Genomic DNA, 21182 nt, shown 5'->3' with positions numbered 1-21182 from the left:
AAAGTAGAAAAAAAATTAGAAATGGAAGCTTACTCCACCTACAAAGTTGACCCCTTGGGCAGGATACATCCAATAATATTGATAATTCTTGTTCAATAAATTATTGGCACGGGCATATACGGAGATTTCTTTGAACAACTCGTAACTGCCGCTTAAGTAGAGGTTGCCGACGGGGGCTGCTTTCGTGCCGTCCACCTTTTCGCGCGAGGTGTGCCGGTAGCCGATACCTACGAGGACAGACGATACGGGACGTACGTCCATGCGAAGGTCGGCTTCGAAAGCCGGTTTGAAGGAGAGCACTCTTGCTTGGAGCACTTCTTCTCCGTCGGCCCTCCAATTGCGATAAACGCCCGATGCCGTGAAGTGGATGAGGTCTTTGTAGTTGTAGCCTACTTCTGCTCCGGCATAGATGTTCTTCGTGTAGGTTTGCACCGCACGGAGCAAGAGGGCCGTGTTGTTGAAGTCGGGGAAGAACATGAGGTCATCCTTCAAACTTTGGTAGCCGCCGTAAAGGTGCAGCCAGACTCCGGGAGCGGGGTTTGCCTTGAAACCGAGGGCTCCATTCAGCTGTTCGTAGGTGGCGTCGGTCTGTTCCGTTATCAGCCCGTACGGATGGAAGGTTTCCAGACGGCGGAAGTCGTTCTGTATCTTACCGCCTTTGGCCTGTGCGTAGAGGGTATAACTGTCGGAAAAGGTATATTGGGCTGTCACGTCGGGAGCGAAGCGTACTTTCTTGCCAAATCCGAATGCCAAGTCGGTATGTGCGCCGATGCGCACTTTCCAATCCTCGTTCTGAATCTGATAATACGGATTGAAGTTCAGGGTGTGATGGTTTTGGAGCAGGCTGCTGTTATAAAATGTGTTGTCCATATGGAACGCCACGCCTACAAATTGGTTTTCAGATATATTTCCGGTCGTTTCCGCTTGAGTGCGGACGATGGTTTCGTTGATGCCGTTGCAGCCAAAGTCTTGTTGGCGCTCGTAGAACAGCAGGTTGGTTTCGGCCCGAAACCTGAGTATGAAATCGTCAGTGGTAGACTTTACGCCGAAGTGGATGTCGCCCGAAGTGAATTTCTGCTTGTTCCTTGCAGAGAAGGGCATGAAGTTGAAATTGCTCAACCCGAATTTTCCGGCAATGTCCATATCGACTTTGTCGAAGGCATGGGTGTAGCCCACCGAGGCGTTGGTGCGGTAGTAGTAAGAACCCCACTTCTCCTCACTTTCGGGCAGCTTCAGTTTGCCGTTCATGCCATCCATCTTGAACATCAGGTTGAGGCGATTCTTGTCGGACAAGGCGAACAGATAGTTGGCATGTACATCAAGATTTCCATAGTTGCCATGTCCCAGACGTACATAGCCGGGGTGCGGCTTTGCCTGCGTCTCCTTTCCGCCATACACTTGCATGATGCCTGTGGGGATGTTTCCGGCGAGAGCGAGCGAGGCGTCATATTCCACTTCTTTTTTGCTTGCGGCAGGCTGCTCTACTTTGGGCAGTACGTTTATCTTCGAGGCATCCATGATGTCCGGATTATACTCCTGTTCCACAATGACCGTACGGTTCACGGTAGTGTCTTTGGCCTGCGTTTGCGCCACGGCTGCTGAAGAGGCGGTTGTCAGTGCCATCACGGCGAGGATATATCTTTGCTTTCTCATATTCTTTTCTTTTACGACGATGCGTAAGCGTCTTTTTATTTCAGTTTTTCCAGTCTCTCGTTAATCATTCTCTCAATGTCGTCATCGGCACGATAGTTCTGCTGCAAGCTCAACAGATATTGGCGGGCATCTATCTTCTTGTTCATGGCCACATACACATCCGAGAGCAGGATGAAGCTGCGTGCCAGCCAGTAGGCGTGAGGCGTGCTCTGGTCGATGAAGTCGAGTATCTCCTTTTCGGCGGCGGCATACTCATGCCCTGCATAGAGTTGCTGCGCCACCAAGTATTTGGCTTCCGCACCATAAAGGGTGCGGGTGTCTTTGGCCAGCGATCGGAGGTCGTCTGTGGCTTTCTTGTCGGCCTTCTGGTTCAGATAGGCCTTGGCACGGTAGTAGAGTGCTTCGTTGCGCAGTTCCGGAGTGAGTTTGGCCTCGGCCAGCAGAGCTGTGGCGGCATGAATCACTTCGGCATCGTTGCCGGTCAGTGCTCCGCAGCGCAGTATGCCGATGGTGCCCAGCCGGCGGTGTTCGGCGGTGGAGGCTTTGGCCTGCAGCTTCTTGTAGTCGGCAAGTGCCTCGGCATATTGCCGGCGGTTGAAGAGGACTTCGCCGTGCATCAGTAAGGCTTCTTCGGAATAGGGGTTATCCGGATATTCCAGCAACTTCCCCGCATGTGTCAGCACGGCCTCTTCGTCTTTCTGCTCTTTTCCCGTGAGGCAGAGGTAGTAGTGCGCGTTGAGGCTGAAAGCACCGTTGGGATAACTTTGCAGATAGCGGACAAAGCTGTTCTTGGCTGCGGAGACTTCGCCCCTCATATATATCTTTTCGGCGGCGATGTAGGTCAGCGAATCTTGTTCACCGGCCTCGAAGCGCACGGCTTCGGGCATCTGCGCGGCAAGGGCTGCAAACTCGTCCACACGGTCGGCATCCACATAGATGGATTTCAGGTCGCGCATGGCAAGGCGGGCCTCTTCGCTTCCCGGATAACGGATGACCACGTGTTTGTAGGCTTCGATGGCACGGGTGTAGTCGTCGTTCTGATAGTAGAGCAAGCCGATTTCTGCGGCAGCTTTGCGGCTGAGCGGACTTTCGGGATACTTGTCCAGCAGTTCGCGAAAAGCGGAGATGGCCTGACGGTTGTTGCTGCTCTGCACATAAGAGCGTCCTTTCTCGTAGAGGGCATTGACGGCGTAGGGAGAGTCGGGATATTTGCTTGCCAGACGTTCCAGCAGGGCTATCTTGCCTGCATAGTCTTTCTGCAGGCCGGTCACTAACGCCATTTGATAGTAGGAATAATCTCCGGCGGGAGTACCCAGACTCTCGGCTTTCGTGTAGCTTTGCTTGGCCTCATCGAAGCGGCGTGCGTACATGCTGCAATCGCCCATGCGGTTGTAGGCATCGGCCAGCACGAGGGGATGCTCTCCTTTATCCGAACGGACAAAGTTGCGGAAGTTGTTTTCTGCCGTTGCATACTCTTTACGGTGGAAGGCGATGTAGGCAAGGTTGTAGTAGGCAAGGGCGAACATCTGCGTATTCCTCTGTCGGGTGAGCGATAGATATTCGTTGAAGTTGCGCGAGGCCTCACGCATCCGGTTCAGGCGGTAGTAAGCCTCGCCGAGCCAGTAGGCCGCGTCGGCTTTGGTCTGGACGTTGTATTGCCCCAGAGCCACACTGCGGTCGAAGTAGCCGATGGCCTGTTCGAATTGTGTATTGGCGAAAGACTGCGTGCCGAGTTGGAACAGAATCTTCTGCTTGGCTTCCAGAATGGATCTACCGGGTTGTGCAATACGTTCTATGGAGCGGAGGGCGGCATCATAGCTACGTGTATTCATATAAACCTCCACAAGGTAGCCGCTGACCTTGTCGGCATAGGGTGAGGAGGGGAATTCGTTCAGGAAATTCTCGAAGACGGTCACCGATTCGCCGAAAGCGGAATAGGACGTCTCGTGGATGCACAAGGCATGATTGTAGGCTGCCTGCTCCTTTATCTTGCGGTCGGCGTTGCCGGCGGCTGCCTGCTCAAAGGCCATGCGTGCGTTGGTCTTGTCTGCCAGTTGCAGATAGGCCAGGCCCATGTGCAGCCACGCATTCTGCGAGAGGGCGTCCGGTTCGGTGGTCACCCGACTGAGGACAGGGGGCACCTGCGAATACACGCCGCATTGGTAGCGGGACATCCCCAGCATGTAGAGGGCGTCTCTTCGGGGCGTGGCTTCGCTGTTGTGCTCCATGTACGTGTCAAGAGACTTCATGGCTTCGTGATACTTTCCGGAATGGTATTCGGCTGTTCCCAGCACACGGTTCATCTCGGCCGTACGCGTGTATGACAGTCCGTCGGGGTGAGCGGCCAAAGCGTTCTTGGCCACCGTTTCCGCTTGGTCGTACCGCTTCTTTATCAGATAGATTTCGGCGATGTAGTAGGGGGCGAGGCTTCTGTATTTCTCGTTTTGCTGCAAGGTCAGGAAGCCGTTGAGTGCTTCGTCATACCTGCCTTGCGTATATCGGATGTAGGATATATAATAGGTGCAGTCATCGGCATACCGCTTGCTTGTGCTGCGCAACGTCTCGAACCATACGGCAGCTTCTTTGACGTTGTCGGTCTTCAAGTAAGAGGTGGCCAGACGGTAGGTCATATCGTCTCGTTCCTCAGACGCCAGCAGGTCAAGGCGGGCGGAGTTGAACATGGCAAGTGCCTCGTCGTATTTCTCTTCAAAGAAGTAGGTCGAAGCAATGAGCGCGTAGATGCGGTTGGCATGGGGCGTGTCGGGATAATCGTCCAGAAAGGCTCGCAGCAGCTCCGTGCTCTTAGGGTCTCTCAGCTCGTAGGCGGCACATGCCAGCATGTATTCCGCTTCCTGCCGTTGTCCGGTGTCAGGCAGCGGTTGTCCGTCCGCCCGCATTTGGCGTACATACATCTGTAGCGGATAGACGGCAGCGGCGTAGGCTTTCTGCCGGAACAAAGTGCTGCCTTCCTGATAAAGTCTTTGGGGAGATGTGCTTTTCTCGCCGGTCTGCGCTGTTGCGAGTAAAGGTGCACAGCAAAGTGCCGCGCAAAGTATTCGAGATATTCTATTTTTCATCCTTCGTTTTGGAATAGGTGTTCTACAAACATACGGGTTTTAAACTGTATTTGTTCCATCCGTTTGTTTTTTTTAGGATATTCGGGGTGTCACTGTCAAGAAGTAACAGCCTCTTTTTCGCGAAGATACAGTTGCTTTGCTGGATATATAGATCCACCGAGCTGGAGATATACATCCACCGAGCTGGAGATATATGTGCACCAAACGGGAAATATAGTCCCATCAAACGGGAACGACAGAGGGGGGGGAGTTCCTCTCCGTATCACGCCATGAAACGGGCTTATTTTGAGATATATTCGTCGATGAACATCTGCACCCCTTTGCGGATGGAATGCAACCCGAACTCTTCCGGACGTACGTCTTTCAATGGAAGAAAGAATGCTTCCGCCGCATCGTCCATCGCCTTGAAATGCAGCATGTCGGCCACTTTGCACAGGAAAAACATGTCAAGCGTGTGTACGGAAAAGCCGGAATAGACGTAAATGTTGGGCAGCGAGAAGAGGTATTTCGCATTTGTCACCTCCATGCCCGTCTCTTCTTTTACTTCGCGGCTCACACCTTCCTCACCCGTCTCTGCCATGTCGATGAAGCCGCCGGGCAAATCCAGCGTGCCCTTTGCGGGCTCTTTGGCACGGCGGCATACAAGAAGCTCGTCCCGTTCGTTCAGAATGAAAGCCACCGTGGCTGCCGAGGAGTTGAAGTAGTAGACAAAACCGCAATCGGCACATTGCTTTGACTTGCTGTTATGGGGCTCGAAACGGGCGGAACCGCACTTCGGGCAGTACTTGAATTGAGAGAGAGGATGTTCCATTATGCTCTGGCTTAATCTGATGGAAGGCAAAGATATTGCAAACCGAGGGGATAAAAAAGCGCTTGTTCTTTTTTATTTTTTTTGAGATTCATTTTGCTGTTCGGCCGGATTTTTCTGACTATTTTTGGCATGATATTTTTAAGGAATGGAAAATTTTGCAGCGATTGATTTTGAAACGGCCAACGAACAGCGTTGCAGTGTGTGCAGCGTGGGAGTAGTGGTGGTGCGGGATGGAGAAATAACGGACAGTTATTATAGCCTCATTCGTCCCGAACCGGAATATTATACATGTTGGAACAGCCGCGTGCATGGCCTGACGCAGGCCGATACGGAGCGTGCGCCGGTTTTTCCCTTGGTTTGGCAGGAGATAGCTCCACGCATCGAAGGATTGCCGTTAGTGGCGTACAACAAGGCCTTTGACGAGAGTTGCCTGAAGGCTGTGTTCCGGGTATATGGCATGGATTATCCCGATTATGATTTCCATTGTACCTTGCAGGCGGCACGCCGTGTCATCAAAGGTTTGCCTAATTATCAACTGCACACGGTGGCAGCCTGTTGCGGCTATCAGTTGGAACAGCATCATCACGCTTTGGCCGATGCCGAGGCGTGCGCATGGATTGCGAGGAACGTATTCGGTGGCTTGTTTTAAGCTCGCTCCTCCCCCTTCTTTAAAGTTTTTTGTTTGTATATTCGGGATGCTTTGCCAACCGGCTTTTTGCATAAGAACAAGTTGCCATTGGGCGTAATCCATTGCTCAAAGCGTAGTTGTAAGCCACATTTACAAGGGCTGAGGCAATACCTTTCCCTTCCAGTTCTTTAGGTACGATGGTGTGTTTGATGTCCAACGTGCCACTGTGTATTTTGTAACTTACGTGGGCTGTCGCTCCATCTGTCTCGGTAACGAACTGTCTCTGTTCTTGATTATGCAGAATTTCCATTTGATAAAATCTTTTGTTTTTAAAAGCATCAGGTTGCACCGGAACAAGGTTTAAAAAAGAACCGAGTTTTGCTACAACCTCATGAAACTGCTTCTGTCAATCCTCCAAATAGCCGAATTTTCCATGGTTAAACATTACGTAAGAATGTTGTTGTTTAAAACATCCACAGCACAGAAAAAGAACATAATGTGTCATTTAAGCTTGCCGGCATAGTTTCTTCAGAAAGAGAGAAAAAATGGGTGCAGACGGTTCTTTTCATCCTGTTGCTGTTTTCCGCTTCCGGCGGTAGGATGTGCTAAAATGCGCTTTTATATACATGCGGATAAGGGATGACGTGTTGGTAATAAATTGCAACAAGAAGAATTTCTGTAATCGTCTGATAATCAAGGTGGAGAAATTTTACTAAAAACTCCCCGGATTTTTACTAATTTTTCCCGGAATTTTTAGTAAAAATCCGGCGAGTTTTTAGTAAAAACAGAACGGGTAATTAGTGTAAAAGTTATGTTTTTTCTTTTTTCTATACAAATCCCCTGTTTAGAACTGTCCTTTGCGTTTGTCTTCTGCCAACTTTATTTTCGCTTGTCTTGGATAAACTTCCGAGTCGGGCAAGCGACAAATCACCGATTTGTTTCTACCTTTGCAGGTGGATACGATTAGAATGGAAATATGGAGAACTTGAAAACACTGACAGAATCTGTATGCCGAATAGCACGTGAAGCGGGGCATTTCCTGAAAGAAGAGCGGAAAAGCTTCCGTAGAGAGGCGGTGGTGGAGAAACATGCGCACGACTATGTTTCTTATGTAGATAAAGAGTCGGAAAGGCGGGTTGTGACCGCACTCAGACAGCTTCTTCCCGAAGCGGGATTTATCACGGAAGAAGGCTCGGCCGTTTATCAAGACGAGCCTTATTGTTGGGTGGTAGACCCCTTGGATGGAACCACGAACTACATACACGACAATGCTCCTTATTGTGTCAGCATTGCTTTGCGCGATAAACATTCCCTCCTTTTGGGAGTGGTTTATGAGCCGTGCCGGGACGAGTGCTTCTATGCTTGGAAGGGAGGAGGAGCCTATGTGGATGGGGAGAAAATGTGTGTTTCTGCCGTTCGGAATGCAGAAGAGGCTTTTGTGGTCACGGAACTGCCTTATAATTTTAAGCAATACGCCCGTACGGGTGAGCATTTGATACATGAACTGTATGGAAAGGTAGCGGGTATTCGCATGAACGGTTCGGCTGCTCTTGCCCTTTGCTACGTGGCTGCCGGGCGTTTTGACGCTTGGCTGGAGGCATTTATCGGCAAGTGGGATTTCTCGGCGGCGGCCCTCATGGTATTGGAAGCTGGCGGCAAAGTAACCGACTTTTATGGTAATGAGAATTTTATGGACGGGCATCACATCATAGCCACCAACGGACCTCTGCATCCCCTGCTCTTACAGTTGGTAAAAGAAGTTCCACCGCATAATATGTAGGCATGTCCGTTTGCGACATACCGGCCGATTGGATTTCAAGGAAATGGAAAATATGCTTAAAACTTGGCTTGTGTCTTTTGTCCGATTGTTTTTCCCATGCCGGTGCGCGGTATGCGGAAACGCCTTGCAGGAGGGAGAAGAAGGCATCTGTATGAAGTGCAATATGGATATGCCCCGGACGAACTTCCATCTCCACGCCGACAATATCGTGGAACGCATGTTTTGGGGAAAAATTCCTTTGGTACGTGCTTCCTCCTTCTTTTATTACCGCAAAGGCAGTGATTTTCGTAACATCCCGCATCTGCTAAAGTATGGCGGACGGCAGGATTTAGGCAAAACAATGGGACGTTTTATGACGGCAGAGTTGCTGCCTGTCGACTTTTTTCGGGATATAGACGTCATACTTCCTGTGCCTTTGCATCCTCGTAAGCAAAAGTCGCGCGGATATAATCAGAGCGAGTGCATCGCCCGTGGCATATCCGATGTGACAGGCATCTCGGTCGATACCTCTTCCTTATCGCGCAAGAAGCATACCGGAACACAGACACGGAAGTCAGCCTATGAGCGTTGGGTAAATGTGGACGGTATCTTCTGCCTGCATTGTCCGGAGCGTTTCGCCGGAAAGCATGTGTTGATTGTGGACGATGTGCTGACTACCGGCGCCACTATCACGGCTTGTGCCGATGCTTTCAAGGATGTGGAAGGTGTTCGATTCAGCATTTTGACGCTGGCTGTGGCAGATTCGTAAGTGGAATAAAAAAGGCTCGCCGCAATGACGAACCTTACTGCTCTTCCTCTTGGACTTGAACCAAGGACCCTCTGATTAACAGTCAGATGCTCTAACCGACTGAGCTAAGGAAGAATGTGCATTCAAGGAGTTTTTCGCTCTTCCTCTTGGACTTGAACCAAGGACCCTCTGATTAACAGTCAGATGCTCTAACCGACTGAGCTAAGGAAGAATGTTGCATTTCCTTAAATGCGGTGCAAAAGTAATAGGATATTTTGAAATATGCAATATCTTTGCGAAAAAAATATCGCTGATGGACAAAATAATAGGATTAGGCAACGCTCTGGTAGATGTGTTGGTGACCCTTGAGAATGATGAAATATTGACGGAAATGCAACTTCCTAAAGGAAGCATGACTCTTATAGATGAGGTAGGATTGTTGAAAATCAATGAATACTTCAGCCGGATGAAGACACATCTTTCCACCGGAGGTTCTGCCGGCAATGCTATTCGAGGCATGGCGCATCTTGGGGCAGCGACAGGATTTATCGGAAAGGTGGGAAACGACTTTTACGGAGACTTTTTTCGCAATAGCCTGTTGGAGCGTGGCACAGAGGCTAATTTGCTGCTCTCATCCTTTCTCCCTTCAGGTGTAGCCTCTACTTTTGTTTCGCCCGACGGAGAGCGCACCTTCGGTACTTATTTGGGAGCGGCTTCAACTTTGAGAGCGGAAGAACTTACGCTGGACATGTTCAAAGGATATACTTATTTATTTATAGAGGGCTATCTGGTACAGGATCATGACATGATTCTCCGTGCCATCGAATTGGCTAAAGAGGCCGGACTACAAGTATGTTTGGATATGGCAAGCTATAACATCGTGGAAGACGATCATGTATTTTTCTCTTTGCTTATGAATAAATACGTGGATATCGTGTTTGCGAATGAAGAGGAAGCCAGAGCCTTCACCGGCAAGGAACCGGAGAAGGCGCTGGACATCATTGCCGGAATGTGCAGCATAGCCATCGTGAAGATGGGAGGACGCGGTTCTTTAATCCGCAAAGGCACGGAAGAGGTGCATGCGCCGGCAGAATCCGTCGATAGGGTGGTTGATACCACAGGTGCGGGAGACTATTTTGCTGCGGGCTTCTTGTACGGACTTACGTGCGGTTACTCGCTGGAGAAATGTGCAAAGATTGGCTCCATGCTCTCCAAAAATGTGATACAAGTGCTGGGAACGGAGCTGTCGGCGGCTCAATGGGAAAAGATTAGAGAAGAAATATTAATAATCAACGATTAGAGAATATGAGGAGATTTTTACAAATACGCTGGGTGGCTGCCTTGCTCGTTGTGGCAGGTGTTGTCTGTTTTTTCGGTTTCAGAAGTGGCGACAGCCGTAATTTCAGGATAGCTAAGAACTTGGATGTGTTTAACTCGATAGTGAAAGAACTGGATATGTTCTACGTCGATACCATTAATCCCGATAAGACCATTCGCGAGGGCATTGATGCCATGCTTTATTCCTTAGATCCTTACACAGCCTACTATCCGGAAGACGATCAAAGTGAATTGGAGCAAATGTTGAAGAACTCTTATGGCGGTATCGGTTCCATCATCACATGGAATGCAAAATTGAAACGCTCCATGATTGCCGAGCCGTATGAGAACATGCCGGCAGCCAAGGTGGGGCTGAAGGCCGGAGACGTCTTGATGGAGATTGACGGTAAGGACCTTGCGGGGAAAAACAATCAAGAAGTCAGCGAGATGCTTCGCGGTCAGGTTGGCACGAGCTTCAAACTGAAAGTGCAGCGCCCGGGCACGGAGAAGTTGTTGGAGTTCGATATTGTCCGCCGTTCCATTCAGTTGCCGTTTATCCCTTATTACACGGTATTGGATAACAACATTGGCTACATCAACCTGAGTACTTTCTCAGGAAATCCTTCCAGAGAATTCAAGCAGGCTTTTCTGGATTTGAAGAAAAAAGGCATTACCTCTTTGGTGATTGACTTGCGGAATAACGGAGGCGGATTGCTGGAAGAATCTATCGAGATTGCCAATTTTTTCCTGCCTCGCGGCAAGACACTCGTGACAACAAAAGGTAAAACAAAGCAAGCCGGCAATACTTATAAAACTTTACGTGAACCATTGGACTTGGAAATGCCTTTGGCGGTTCTTGTCAACGGAGGTACGGCTTCTTCTTCAGAGATTCTCGCAGGTTCTTTGCAAGATCTTGACCGTGCCGTTATCATCGGTAATCGTACTTTCGGCAAAGGCTTGGTGCAAACTCCCCGTCCGTTGCCATATGGCGGTACGATAAAACTGACCACTTCCAAATATTACATCCCCAGCGGGCGTTGCGTACAGGCCATAGACTACAAGCACCGGAACGAAGATGGCAGTGTGGGACGTATTCCCGACAGTCTGACAACCGTGTTTCATACGGCTGCCGGACGTGAAGTGCGCGATGGCGGCGGGATTACTCCGGATATTACGGTGAAACAGGAGAAATTGCCTAATATTCTGTTCTACCTTGTCAATGACAACCTGATTTTCAACTATGCTACGGACTATTGTCTGAAGCACCCTGCCATTCCTTCTGCCGAGAAGTTTAAGGTCACGGATGCTGATTATGCGGATTTCAAAGCAATGGTAAAGAAGGCCGATTTCAAATATGACCAGCAGACTGAGAAGATACTGAAGAACTTGAAAGAGATGGCGGAGTTTGAAGGTTATCTGGCCGATGCCTCGGAAGAGTTCAAGGCACTGGAGCGAAAACTGCGCCACAACCTCGACCGTGACCTCGACCATTTCTCCAAGGAGATAAAGGCGATGATTGCCATAGAAATCGTCAAGCGTTATTATTATCAGCGCGGCAGCATCATTGAACAGTTGAAAGACGATGACGATTTGAAGGAAGCGGTGAAGATATTGACTGCCCCGGCAAAGTATAAAGAAATGTTGAGTTTGCCGATAACTTCTGTGGCTAAGTAAAAAAAAGATAGCTTAATATTTTGCGACACGGATTGCACAGATTAGGTTCATGGAAGTCATGTTCATCTGTGCGATCTGTGTCTGAAAGAAAATCATAAGGTGTTTGGATGCGCCTTGCAAAGCCTTATTTATAATCTCCGTTCTTCTTTATCAACTCTATCAGTTTTTCCACAGCCTCTTCTTCGGGAATGTTCTTCTCAATGCATTCTTTCTTTTTATAAAGACTGATTTTGCCTCGTCCGGCACCTACATAGCCGTAGTCGGCATCTGCCATCTCGCCGGGGCCGTTGACAATACATCCCATAATACCTATTTTGAACCCTTTCAGATGGCCGGTGGCGGCTTTGATTCGGGCAATGGTGCTTTCCAAATCATAGAGTGTGCGTCCGCAGCCGGGGCAAGAGATGTATTCGGTCTTGCTGGTGCGTACACGTCCGGCTTGCAGGATGCCGAAAGCGGTGGCATCTACCATTTTATCGCTTATCCTGCCATCGCTTCCTTGATTGAGTAGGAAAATACCGTCGCACAAACCGTCGAAAATGAGTGCTCCCATGTCGGCGGCCGATTTGATTTGAAGATTTTCCACTTCATTTTCTGCATAGTGTTCGAAAAACACGACCGGGTTCTTCAACCCTTCTTGCATCATCTGATGCACCAGTGCACGCTGTTCGCCCAAGCGGTTGGGGTGGTTGCTTTGCGAAATGAGCACGACTTCCGGATGATATTTCAGACAGGCAATGGCCTCGTCATTCAGTCCCATATAGGTAATGAAAAGGAATTTCAAGGAAGCGTTGCAACTGCTCAGGAAAGGAAGCTGGTCTCCTTTGAAGGCAGGCCAAGCGTTACTCTGCTCTATGCCGTTGTTGTGTTGTTCCATCCATACATCGGCGTCTATGATGCATTGCATGCCTGCCGGACATTGAACGGGTATGGCGCGTCCTGTATAGACATAGTCAGGTATGAACTGTGGGTTGAAATCCATGTTGCCATCCAGACGTGCGGTAATGACTACGGGTAAGTTTGTTCCGCCTATGTTGCGCACGGCTGACGTTTCGCGGCGGGTTGGAGACAGATAGTTAAATTGCGGAGTCTCTGTTCCGGGAATATAGGGATGGTCGTGGCGTTGTACGATGTAGTCCACCAATTTTCGTGCAACAGGAATTTCCGCTTCAGGGGCTTCGCTCAGCGAGACCCGAATGGTATCTCCCAATCCGTCGACCAATAAGGCGCCAATGCCTAAAGCCGACTTGATGCGTCCGTCTTCTCCGTCTCCGGCTTCCGTCACACCGAGATGCAATGGGAAGCGCATGTTTTCCCGCTCCATCACGGCGGCCAACAGGCGTACGGTCTTCACCATCACCACCGTGTTGGAGGCTTTGATGGAGATGGCAACGTTCATGAAGTTCTCTTGTACGCAGATGCGCAAGAATTCCATGCACGACTCAACCATGCCTTCCGGCGTATCGCCGTAGCGAGACATGATACGATCGGACAGCGAGCCGTGGTTCACGCCGATGCGGATGGCCGTATGGTTTTCCTTGCAGATATTAAGGAAAGGCACGAAGCGGTCGTGTATCTTCTTGAGCTCTTGCGCATACTCCTCATCGGTGTATTCCAGATGTTTGAAGGTGCGTGCCGCATCCACATAGTTTCCGGGATTGATGCGTACTTTCTCCACATACAATGCCGCCACATCCGCCACTTTCGGGTTGAAGTGAATGTCGGCAACAAGCGGTGTCATATAGCCGTCTTGTCGCAAAGCGGCATTGATGTTCATCAGGTTTTCGGCTTCCTTGATGCCTTGTGCCGTAAGGCGTACGTATTCACCGCCGGCATCGACGATGCGCTTTATTTGTGCCACGCTGGCTTCCGTGTCCTGCGTAGCCGTATTCGTCATACTCTGTATGCGGATGGGGTTGGAGCCGCCCATGGGCGTGGCTCCGACATTTACTTCGGATGTTTCCCGTCGGGAGTAGTTGAATAGATTCACGTTGGTTAGTGTTTAGTGGGTTAGCGATTAGTGGTTAGTGAGTGCTAATCGTTAATCGGCTAACCGCTAACCGCTGATTTCAGTTTGTTTTGTATTCGTACTTCACTTCTTTCAGATCCTCGTTTGCCTTGACGATTTTTTTCTTCAGTCCCTCTTTGTAAGAGGCAAAAGTTTCGGCCAGTGAGGTGTCGTTCAATGCCAGCATCTGTACGGCAAGGATGGCGGCATTCATGGCGCCGTTGATGGCAACGGTGGCTACCGGAATGCCCGGAGGCATTTGTATGATGGAATAAAGGGCATCTACGCCATCGAGTACGGAACCTTTTATGGGGACGCCGATAACCGGCAAGGTGGTGTTGGCAGCAATGACACCGGGCAGGGCGGCCGCCATGCCGGCTGCGGCAATTATCACCTTGATACCGCGTTGGCGGGCATTCTTGGCGAATTCCTCCACAGCTTCCGGGGTACGGTGTGCAGACAAAGCATTCATTTCGAACGGGACATGCAGGTCGTTGAGCAACTGTGCGGCCTTTTCCATGACAGGAAGGTCGGAAGTACTGCCCATGATAATGCTGACAATTGGTGACATGTTATTAGGGTTTAGTGGTGAGTGATAAGCGGTGAGCGGGCGAGGGCGGGGATGTTGCCGGGCACTCGTCGCCCACTGCTTAAGTTTATTATTTGTTATTCATATTGATCGTTTAGGTTATCGGCTTTGCTAATCGTTAGTGAGCGGTCGTAAACAACTAATCACTCATCGTTAACAATTAACCGCTAACAACTATCCGTTAATCAACGCTTTGTATGCTTCCGCATCCAGCAGGCTGTCGAAATCTGCGTCGGCATCAGGCTTAATCTTGATGAGCCAGCCTTCTCCGTATGGGTCTTTGTTCACCAATTCGGGCTGGTCGGCAAGGGCTTCGTTCTGTTCCAGCACTTCCCCGCCCACGGGCAAGAACAGGTCTGAGATGGTTTTTACTACTTCGATGGTGCCGAATACTTCATCTGCGGCCAGTGTCTCGCCTTCTGTCGGGATGTCGACAAACACGATGTCGCCCAGTTGCTCCTGTGCATAATCGGTAATACCTACATAAGCCACGTCGCCTTCTTGGCGAATCCATTCATGCTCTTTGGTGTACTTCACATTAGTCGGAAAGTTCATAATCATTAGTTTTTAAAGGTTGATACTATATCTTAATTTAAAAAAGAAAAATTCGGAATAATATATTGCTCACCGGATGGAGCACCAGCAAGGAACAGACGAGCCCTACGGCAAATCCGCCCATCACTTCGCCCGGCGTGTGGTGTTGCAAGATGATGCGTGCCGTGCCCAATACGCCTGCCACCAGAATAAAAAGACAGAGCCACCATACGGGATTATAGCCGAATAGTGCACTGAAGGCCACCAGCCCGCCTACCACCGCTCCGGCACCTGCCATGTGTTCGCTGAGTTTCCATTTCAGGTTGACGACGACACAGATTACCATCGTTATCAGTGCGGCAAGGATGATGCCCGTCATGTACCAAGGGATATTCAGCCGGTGCATCATCAGCAGGCAGAAAATGTAGGAAGTGATGGTCAGGATAAAGGGAACGTACCTTTTCTTTCTGTCCACCAAATCTTCCTGACTGAAGCCGTTGATTTTGCGGAAGATGAAAATCGTCAGTGTGGGCATCAGGATGGTGAAGCAGTAGACCACGCCTAATACAATCAGCTTGTATTGCAACGGCATAATGCGCAGGTACGAAAAGATGAACAGTATCAGAAAAGCGGCGAAAGGAATAGAGAACGGCGTGAATATGGCCGAAATGACTTTCGCGGTTCTAATCAGAGTTCTATCTGCTATGATATGTTCTTCCATTTGTTGCGGGTTACAAATATTACAAATTTATCGTCTCAACCTTGCCACCGGTATGTTCATTTGCTGGCGATATTTCGCTACCGTCCGGCGGGCTATCGGATAACCTTTCTCTTTCAATATTTCGGTGAGTTCGTCATCCGTATAAGGCTTCTTCTTGTCCTCGTTGTCGACGCACTCTTTCAATATCTTGCGAATTTCGCGCACGGACATTTCCTCGCCGTCTTCGGTGGTATAGCCATCGTTGAAGAAGAACTTCAACGGATATATCCCGTAGTTGGTCTGCACGTATTTGCTGTTGCTTACGCGGGAAATGGTCGAGATGTCCAACCCGGTGCGTTCGGCCACATCTTTCAGTATCATGGGGCGGAGCAAGGACTCGTCTCCTTCGAGGAAGAACGGGCGTTGCAGGTCGATGATGGCCTGCATACTGGTCATCAGCGTATTTTGCCGTTGCTTTACGGCATTGATGAAGCCCTGTGCGGCGTCCATCTTTTGCTTGAGGAACATCATGGCCTCCTTGGATTCTTTGGACTGGTTCGCCTTGTTCTTGGTGTGTTCTTCCACCATTTCAGTGAAGTCGCGGCTCATACGCAGTTCCGGCACGTTGCGGTTGTTCAGGGTCAGGTTGATGGTGCCGTCGTCATAAGTATCTACGATGAAGTCGGGCACAATCTGCTGCATGTTCTTGCCGATGGCTTCGCCCAAAGAAGCTCCCGGACGAGGGTTCAGTTTGCAGACCTCCTTGATGGCCCGGTCGAAGACAGCTTCTTCCAGATTCAATCTTTGCCGGATTTTGTCCCAATGCTTGCGGGTGAATTCCTCGTAGCATTCGGATACGATGTCCTCTTCAATGCGCAGCAACGGATTCGGAGCGGAGTGTTGCTGTTCTATCTTGCGGCGAATCTGGATGAGAAGGCACTCCTGCAAGTTGCGGGCACCCAGGCCGGCGGGGTCGAAGTCTTGAACAATCTCCAGCACCTCTTCCAATTCCTGCGGAGAAGCGTCGATGCCCGCATAGATGGCCAGTTCGTCGCTGATGCTTTCCAGCGACTTGCGCAACAGGCCGTCGTCGTCGAGCGAACCGATGAGGTATTCGGCCAGTTCGCGTTGCCGTTCGTCAAGGTTTCGTTCGCCCAACTGCTCTTTCAGGGTTTCGTAGAACGAAGTCGTGTCCGAGAAAGGGATTTCTTCGGCCTGTTCACCTTTGCTCCGGTTGTTTTCCTGCAATTTGTAGTCGGGGATATCGTCTTCGGTCAGATAGTCGCTCAGAGAGTCGTAGTCGGTGTCTCCTCCGTCGTCCAAACCGGTTTCCGATTCGGAAACGTCGGGGTACTCATCTCCCGCGGTCTCTTCTTTACCTTCTTCCAATGCCGGATTTTCCAAAAGTTCGGCACGTACGCGGTCTTCCAGCTCCATGGCGGGAAGTTCCAGCAGTTTTACCACCAGAATCTGTTGCGGCGACAGCGTCTGTATCTGCTGTTGCGCTTGCGTCTGTACCTGTCGGGAACCTTGTGCCATGCTTTTTCTGTTTAAGAACTACGAAACAACGTAGTTGGGCAATTTTTACTGCAAAGATAATGTAAACCGCGTGAGAATAAAATGAACGAGGGTATTTTTTTAGTCAACATGCACTTATCTTTCCTATACTTATAAAACATCGTCCTCTTTTGCCTTTACTGATTGTGTCGTTTCTTAATCGCGCGACCATTGCTTTTGTTGGGAGAAGAGTATGAAGCCAACAAACGATTCTGCTGTTGCCTGCCATCTTTTTTAACGGATGCTGACCGCTTCTGCACGCCACCGCAAAGACGCGGAGCATCTGTCTTGTTGAAGCACTTCTTGTGTCTTCGTCCATGATCGTTTCGGCTTAGGTCGGCAGTAGCGAGGATAATGGTGTCAGGAACCTGCTTTCCTGCATGTCGGATGTATGGTATAAACTTCGTGAATTCAAAGAAAAAAAATGTATGTGACAAAGAGTAAACCTGTTACCTGCCCGGATAAATCTCTGTTCGCGCCGTGCGAACGGATATCCGCACGGTGCGAACAAACTGTTGGGAAGGGCAGACGGAGCGATGCCTCTATGATTTGCAGAGAAAGAAAATTGACAAGATGGCCTGTCATTTCATTGGCGTGGAATGAATTGATAGTTGTCATCACTACTCTGTTCGAGGTTGATTCCGATGATGTGGCTTCTGCAGGGTTTTATCTTATATTCAATATCAAATTCATTGTTTTTTTATCAAAGCCTTTCCAAAAGCGAGGTTTTATGATGACAATCAAATGCAATGAAAAGTTCTGTTCCCTTATAAGAAACAAACCGGGCCATGTTGACGGGATATCTTTTATTCTGCCTTTAGTGGAGACAAGCAGTCCGGCGAACGGAATAGCTGCTTGCATCCGTCTTTTTCTTTACATCGTCTTGTTGTTGGGTGGCTAAAAAAGAAAAGAATGGATTCGTGCTTGGCTTTTTGTAACAGTTAGCTTCCGACCTTTTCAAATTTCTGTTTATCTTTGCATAAAGTCAATTTAAAAATAACAGCGTTATGTTTGCTAAAGAAACGTATGTGCAGCGCCGGGCCCTGCTGAAGAAAACTATCGGCTCCGGAGTGTTATTGTTCTTGGGTAATGACGAACAAGGGTTGAACTACGAAGACAACACCTTCCGTTATCGTCAGGATTCCACCTTCCTCTACTTTTTCGGTTTGTCGTTTGCCGGACTATCGGCCGTTATAGACATAGACGAGGATAAGGAAATCATCTTCGGCGATGAACTGAGCATCGACCATGTCGTCTGGATGGGAACCCAGCCCACGCTTCACGAGAAAGCTGCGGCAGTGGGCATCCGGGAAATACGTCCCTCGGGCGATATTGTGGCCTATCTGCATAAGGTTGTCCGGAAAGGGCAAGCCATAAACTACCTTCCTCCTTATCGTGCCGAACACAAACTGAAGCTGATGGATTGGCTGGGTGTTCCTCCTTCCCGTCAGGAAGGTTCCGTCCCGTTCATCCGTGCGGTGGTGGCGCAACGCAACCATAAGTCAGCCGAAGAGATTGCCGAGATAGAGAAAGCCTGCGATGTGACTGCCGACATGCACATCACGGCCATTCAAACAGTCCGTCCGGGAATGTACGAATACGAGGTGGTGGCCGAGATGAACCGCATAGCCGGGCTGAACAATTGCGAACATTCTTTCGCGACGATTGCCACCATCAACGGGCAGACCTTGCACAACCACTATCACGGCAACAAGGTGAAGCTGGGCGACCTGTTCCTGATTGATGCCGGCGCCGAGTTGCCGTCGGGCTATTGCGGCGACATGTCTTCCACCGTTCCTGCCGACAAGACTTTTACTCCCCGCCAGCGTGCCGTTTACGAAATACAGAATGCCATGCACTTGGCTTCTGTCGACGCGCTCCGTCCGGGCATTCCCTACATGAAGGTATATGAACAATCTGCCCAAGTGATGGTAGAAGGCCTGAAGAGCCTCGGCCTGATGAAAGGCAATGCCGAAGACGCCGTGCGCGAAGGCGCCCATGCTCTGTTCTACCCCCACGGTCTGGGGCACATGATGGGACTGGACGTGCACGATATGGAGAACTTCGGCGAGGTGTGGGTAGGCTACGATGGCCAGCCCAAGAGCACGCAGTTCGGGCGCAAGAGCCAACGGCTCGCCATGCCTCTGCAACCCGGTTTTGTGCTCACCGTGGAGCCGGGCATCTACTTCATCCCCGAACTGATAGACCTTTGGGAAGGGCAAAAGAAGTTCACGGATTTCATCGACTATGATAAAGTGGAAGAATACCGGAATTTCGGCGGCATCCGTAACGAAGAGGACTATCTGATTACCGAAACCGGGGCACGCCGTCTGGGCAAGAAGATCCCGTTGACGCCGGAAGAGGTGGAGACGCTGAGATAAAGGCATATATGTATTTTCTCCCTTGAGGCTGTCCGAAATGAATAGTATGCTTTCAACATAATAAGAGGCATACTGCTTTTCGGAGAGCCTTCTTTGTATCGGGGGCAGCGTTGCTCAAACTTAAAATCTTTTAGTTGCTCATGGTTCGTGATGTACGGAAAGTTATTTATTCTCAAACACCGAATTGTCTTTTGCCCATGCGGCTGTAAAGATGATAGGGGATATAAAATCACTGCCGGTAATCTTCTGGTTAAAATATAGAAGTAGCTCAGTCAGGGCATTACCGCTTTGTACGTTCATTTGGGCATTTCCGCCTACAATCATTACCCGGATATTGGAGTTTGACAATATAGCGTGAGATGTATCGGCTATTTTCTCCGGGTTGTTATAGTTTTGCATCACGTTGTCTATCGCAGCCTTCAATTTGCTCAAAGGTTGTTCCGATTCAATTAAGGCAACTGCTTTCCTGCCGAATGTGACTGAGTTTAAATAAATCTGCTTGTTCGTGTCATACTCCAGTTTCTTTCCTTGCAGAACCGGCGTATCGGGGAGGTCCATATAGATGGAAAGGAGCTTTTGTTCCAAACTGACGACAAGCAGGTTTTGCTTGGAGGCCTTATCGGTAGGGACATCGAAAAGTAATGTCGGATTAATCTTCTGTCCAAACAAAGCATTCAATTCGTTATAGGATTTGATTTCTTTGATTGCATGCGAAAGGCCTACATTTTGCATTGGTATTTTGCCGTTTTCAATGAGGTTTTGCACAACTTTAGTCATCTCAATATAAGAGGGAGTTATTGTCTGTGACTTGATGGAGTGGCTGAAGCTGATGGTTATTGGGGCAAGTGCAACGTCAATAAACCGATGAGTGTCCTCGTTTATGCTTTCGGCCTGCATAATGGCTCCGATAAATGTTTTATCGGGATTTTTTGCCATGAAACTGTCAAATCCTTGGGCGTACAGGGATGCGCCTAAAAGGAGGAATAAAAGGTAAAAAACTGTCTTTTTCATTGCTTATATCTCATTAGTGTCCCGTTAAAATGGGACGAGTTAAACAATTAATCAAATAGCCCCGGAATCAGGGGTTCATTTAGATCTTTGACATCATTGAAATTAGTCTTGTCGAACAGGTCACGCAAGTGGGTTTTGTCAGTCAATGATATGCTGAGAATCTGCAAAACTTCATAGGTTGAGCGTTTCAACTTCATATCATGTTGGACAATAGCCACAAGACAGTATGTGATAATAGCCACACTGATTTGTATGCGAACAGCGTTCTCTGTTGTGCCCCAGAATTTCTTTATCTTGAGATGCTGCTTGAGCCATTTGAAGAACAGCTCGATCAACCATCTTTTCTTATAAAGATTGGCGACATCCAGTGCAGAAAGTTGTTTCGCATTCGTCAAAAAAGTGAACTCACAGTCATCTTCTTCATCGTGATATCGGACGAGTCTGAATGACTCAGGATATTTTTTCTCGGAGAGATATCCGGTCAGTTTCACTTCCGCATTTGTCATTATGTGCTTTGGTATTCTTCGCTTCCATTTGACTGTCTTATACTTTAAGTTCGTCTTGGCTCTGACAACAAAGAAAGAGTCTGTAAGATGTATCCTATAGAGTTCTTTAAAGGAGTCATAAGCCCTGTCGAATATATAATAAGCATTTGGCTCATAATGGATTGAAGACATTGCTGTAGAATCGTGCTTTGATGCAGTGGTTACAGTATAGAAGGCAGGAACTTGTGCT

At 49.1% G+C, this 21182-nt stretch carries 17 protein-coding genes and 2 tRNA genes; 6 read left to right on the top strand and 13 right to left on the bottom strand.

Features of this window, described 5'->3' with window-relative positions:
* Positions 1-15 precede the first annotated feature (15 nt).
* From EV202_RS04010 to EV202_RS04000, 3 genes are all read right to left on the bottom strand, one after another.
* Positions 16-1653: a TonB-dependent receptor gene (locus tag EV202_RS04010; RefSeq protein ID WP_131925607.1), complete on the bottom strand. Its 1638-nt coding sequence runs from the start codon at positions 1651-1653 to the stop codon at positions 16-18.
* 35 nt (positions 1654-1688) lie between these two features.
* Positions 1689-4730, bottom strand: coding sequence for a tetratricopeptide repeat protein (locus EV202_RS04005; protein ID WP_131925605.1), 3042 nt, complete (start codon positions 4728-4730; stop codon positions 1689-1691).
* A 280-nt stretch (positions 4731-5010) separates the two neighbouring features.
* Positions 5011-5541 (bottom strand): NUDIX hydrolase, encoded by a 531-nt coding sequence (locus tag EV202_RS04000; RefSeq protein ID WP_131752041.1) that lies wholly within the window; start codon positions 5539-5541, stop codon positions 5011-5013.
* Between the two features lie 145 nt (positions 5542-5686).
* On the opposite strand from EV202_RS04000, the gene EV202_RS03995 reads away from it, so the two are divergent.
* Positions 5687-6190: a 3'-5' exonuclease gene (locus EV202_RS03995; RefSeq protein WP_131925603.1), complete on the top strand. Its 504-nt coding sequence runs from the start codon at positions 5687-5689 to the stop codon at positions 6188-6190.
* A gap of 19 nt (positions 6191-6209) precedes the next feature.
* Here the strand turns inward: EV202_RS03995 and EV202_RS03990 are convergent, their stop codons facing one another.
* Positions 6210-6479: a GNAT family N-acetyltransferase gene (locus tag EV202_RS03990; RefSeq protein ID WP_106069384.1), complete on the bottom strand. Its 270-nt coding sequence runs from the start codon at positions 6477-6479 to the stop codon at positions 6210-6212.
* Positions 6480-7145: 666 nt separating this feature from the next.
* On the opposite strand from EV202_RS03990, the gene EV202_RS03985 reads away from it, so the two are divergent.
* Both EV202_RS03985 and EV202_RS03980 read left to right on the top strand, forming a co-directional pair.
* Positions 7146-7949 (top strand): inositol monophosphatase family protein, encoded by an 804-nt coding sequence (locus tag EV202_RS03985; protein ID WP_106069383.1) that lies wholly within the window; start codon positions 7146-7148, stop codon positions 7947-7949.
* Between the two features lie 43 nt (positions 7950-7992).
* Positions 7993-8697 carry a ComF family protein gene (locus EV202_RS03980; protein WP_131925601.1) on the top strand — a complete coding sequence of 235 codons (705 nt, stop codon included), beginning with the start codon at positions 7993-7995 and terminating at the stop codon, positions 8695-8697.
* A 40-nt stretch (positions 8698-8737) separates the two neighbouring features.
* Here EV202_RS03980 and EV202_RS03975 read toward each other — a convergent pair.
* Positions 8738-8811: transfer RNA gene (locus EV202_RS03975), tRNA-Asn, on the bottom strand.
* A 23-nt stretch (positions 8812-8834) separates the two neighbouring features.
* Positions 8835-8908 (bottom strand) — tRNA-Asn (locus tag EV202_RS03970).
* A gap of 81 nt (positions 8909-8989) precedes the next feature.
* Between EV202_RS03970 and EV202_RS03965 the strand changes: the two genes are divergently transcribed.
* The gene (locus EV202_RS03965; protein WP_131925599.1) at positions 8990-9976 is read left to right on the top strand and encodes an adenosine kinase; all 987 of its coding nucleotides are present in this window, start codon (positions 8990-8992) and stop codon (positions 9974-9976) included.
* Positions 9977-9981: 5 nt separating this feature from the next.
* The gene (locus EV202_RS03960; RefSeq protein ID WP_131925597.1) at positions 9982-11667 is read left to right on the top strand and encodes a S41 family peptidase; all 1686 of its coding nucleotides are present in this window, start codon (positions 9982-9984) and stop codon (positions 11665-11667) included.
* Between the two features lie 124 nt (positions 11668-11791).
* Here EV202_RS03960 and EV202_RS03955 read toward each other — a convergent pair whose 3' ends face one another.
* The 5 genes from EV202_RS03955 to rpoN form a co-directional block, all read right to left on the bottom strand.
* A complete protein-coding gene (locus tag EV202_RS03955; RefSeq protein WP_131925595.1) occupies positions 11792-13657 on the bottom strand; it encodes a 4-hydroxy-3-methylbut-2-en-1-yl diphosphate synthase in 1866 nt (621 codons plus the stop codon).
* 79 nt (positions 13658-13736) lie between these two features.
* Positions 13737-14246 carry a 5-(carboxyamino)imidazole ribonucleotide mutase gene (purE, locus tag EV202_RS03950; protein ID WP_106069378.1) on the bottom strand — a complete coding sequence of 170 codons (510 nt, stop codon included), beginning with the start codon at positions 14244-14246 and terminating at the stop codon, positions 13737-13739.
* Between the two features lie 192 nt (positions 14247-14438).
* On the bottom strand, positions 14439-14819 hold the full coding sequence (gene gcvH, locus EV202_RS03945) for a glycine cleavage system protein GcvH (protein WP_125238796.1): 381 nt from the start codon (positions 14817-14819) through the stop codon (positions 14439-14441).
* 37 nt (positions 14820-14856) lie between these two features.
* The gene (locus tag EV202_RS03940; protein ID WP_165483504.1) at positions 14857-15519 is read right to left on the bottom strand and encodes a phosphatase PAP2 family protein; all 663 of its coding nucleotides are present in this window, start codon (positions 15517-15519) and stop codon (positions 14857-14859) included.
* Positions 15520-15546: 27 nt separating this feature from the next.
* Positions 15547-17037 carry an RNA polymerase factor sigma-54 gene (gene rpoN / locus EV202_RS03935; protein WP_131925593.1) on the bottom strand — a complete coding sequence of 497 codons (1491 nt, stop codon included), beginning with the start codon at positions 17035-17037 and terminating at the stop codon, positions 15547-15549.
* A gap of 1025 nt (positions 17038-18062) precedes the next feature.
* Between rpoN and EV202_RS03930 the strand changes: the two genes are divergently transcribed.
* The gene (locus tag EV202_RS03930; protein ID WP_131925591.1) at positions 18063-19436 is read left to right on the top strand and encodes an aminopeptidase P family protein; all 1374 of its coding nucleotides are present in this window, start codon (positions 18063-18065) and stop codon (positions 19434-19436) included.
* Between the two features lie 162 nt (positions 19437-19598).
* On the opposite strand, the gene EV202_RS03925 is transcribed toward EV202_RS03930, so the two are convergent.
* Both EV202_RS03925 and EV202_RS03920 read right to left on the bottom strand, forming a co-directional pair.
* On the bottom strand, positions 19599-20447 hold the full coding sequence (locus EV202_RS03925) for a thiol-activated cytolysin family protein (protein ID WP_131925589.1): 849 nt from the start codon (positions 20445-20447) through the stop codon (positions 19599-19601).
* Positions 20448-20494: 47 nt separating this feature from the next.
* Positions 20495-21182 (bottom strand): IS4 family transposase (locus EV202_RS03920; protein ID WP_131925587.1); only part of this gene is annotated, 688 nt, incomplete at its 5' end.

The sequence above is a fragment of the Prevotella heparinolytica genome (genome assembly GCF_004342845.1).
Lineage (GTDB): Bacteria > Bacteroidota > Bacteroidia > Bacteroidales > Bacteroidaceae > Bacteroides > Bacteroides heparinolyticus.
The sequence above is the reverse complement of the archived record's forward strand: the minus strand, read 5'-3'. Positions and strand labels throughout refer to the sequence as shown.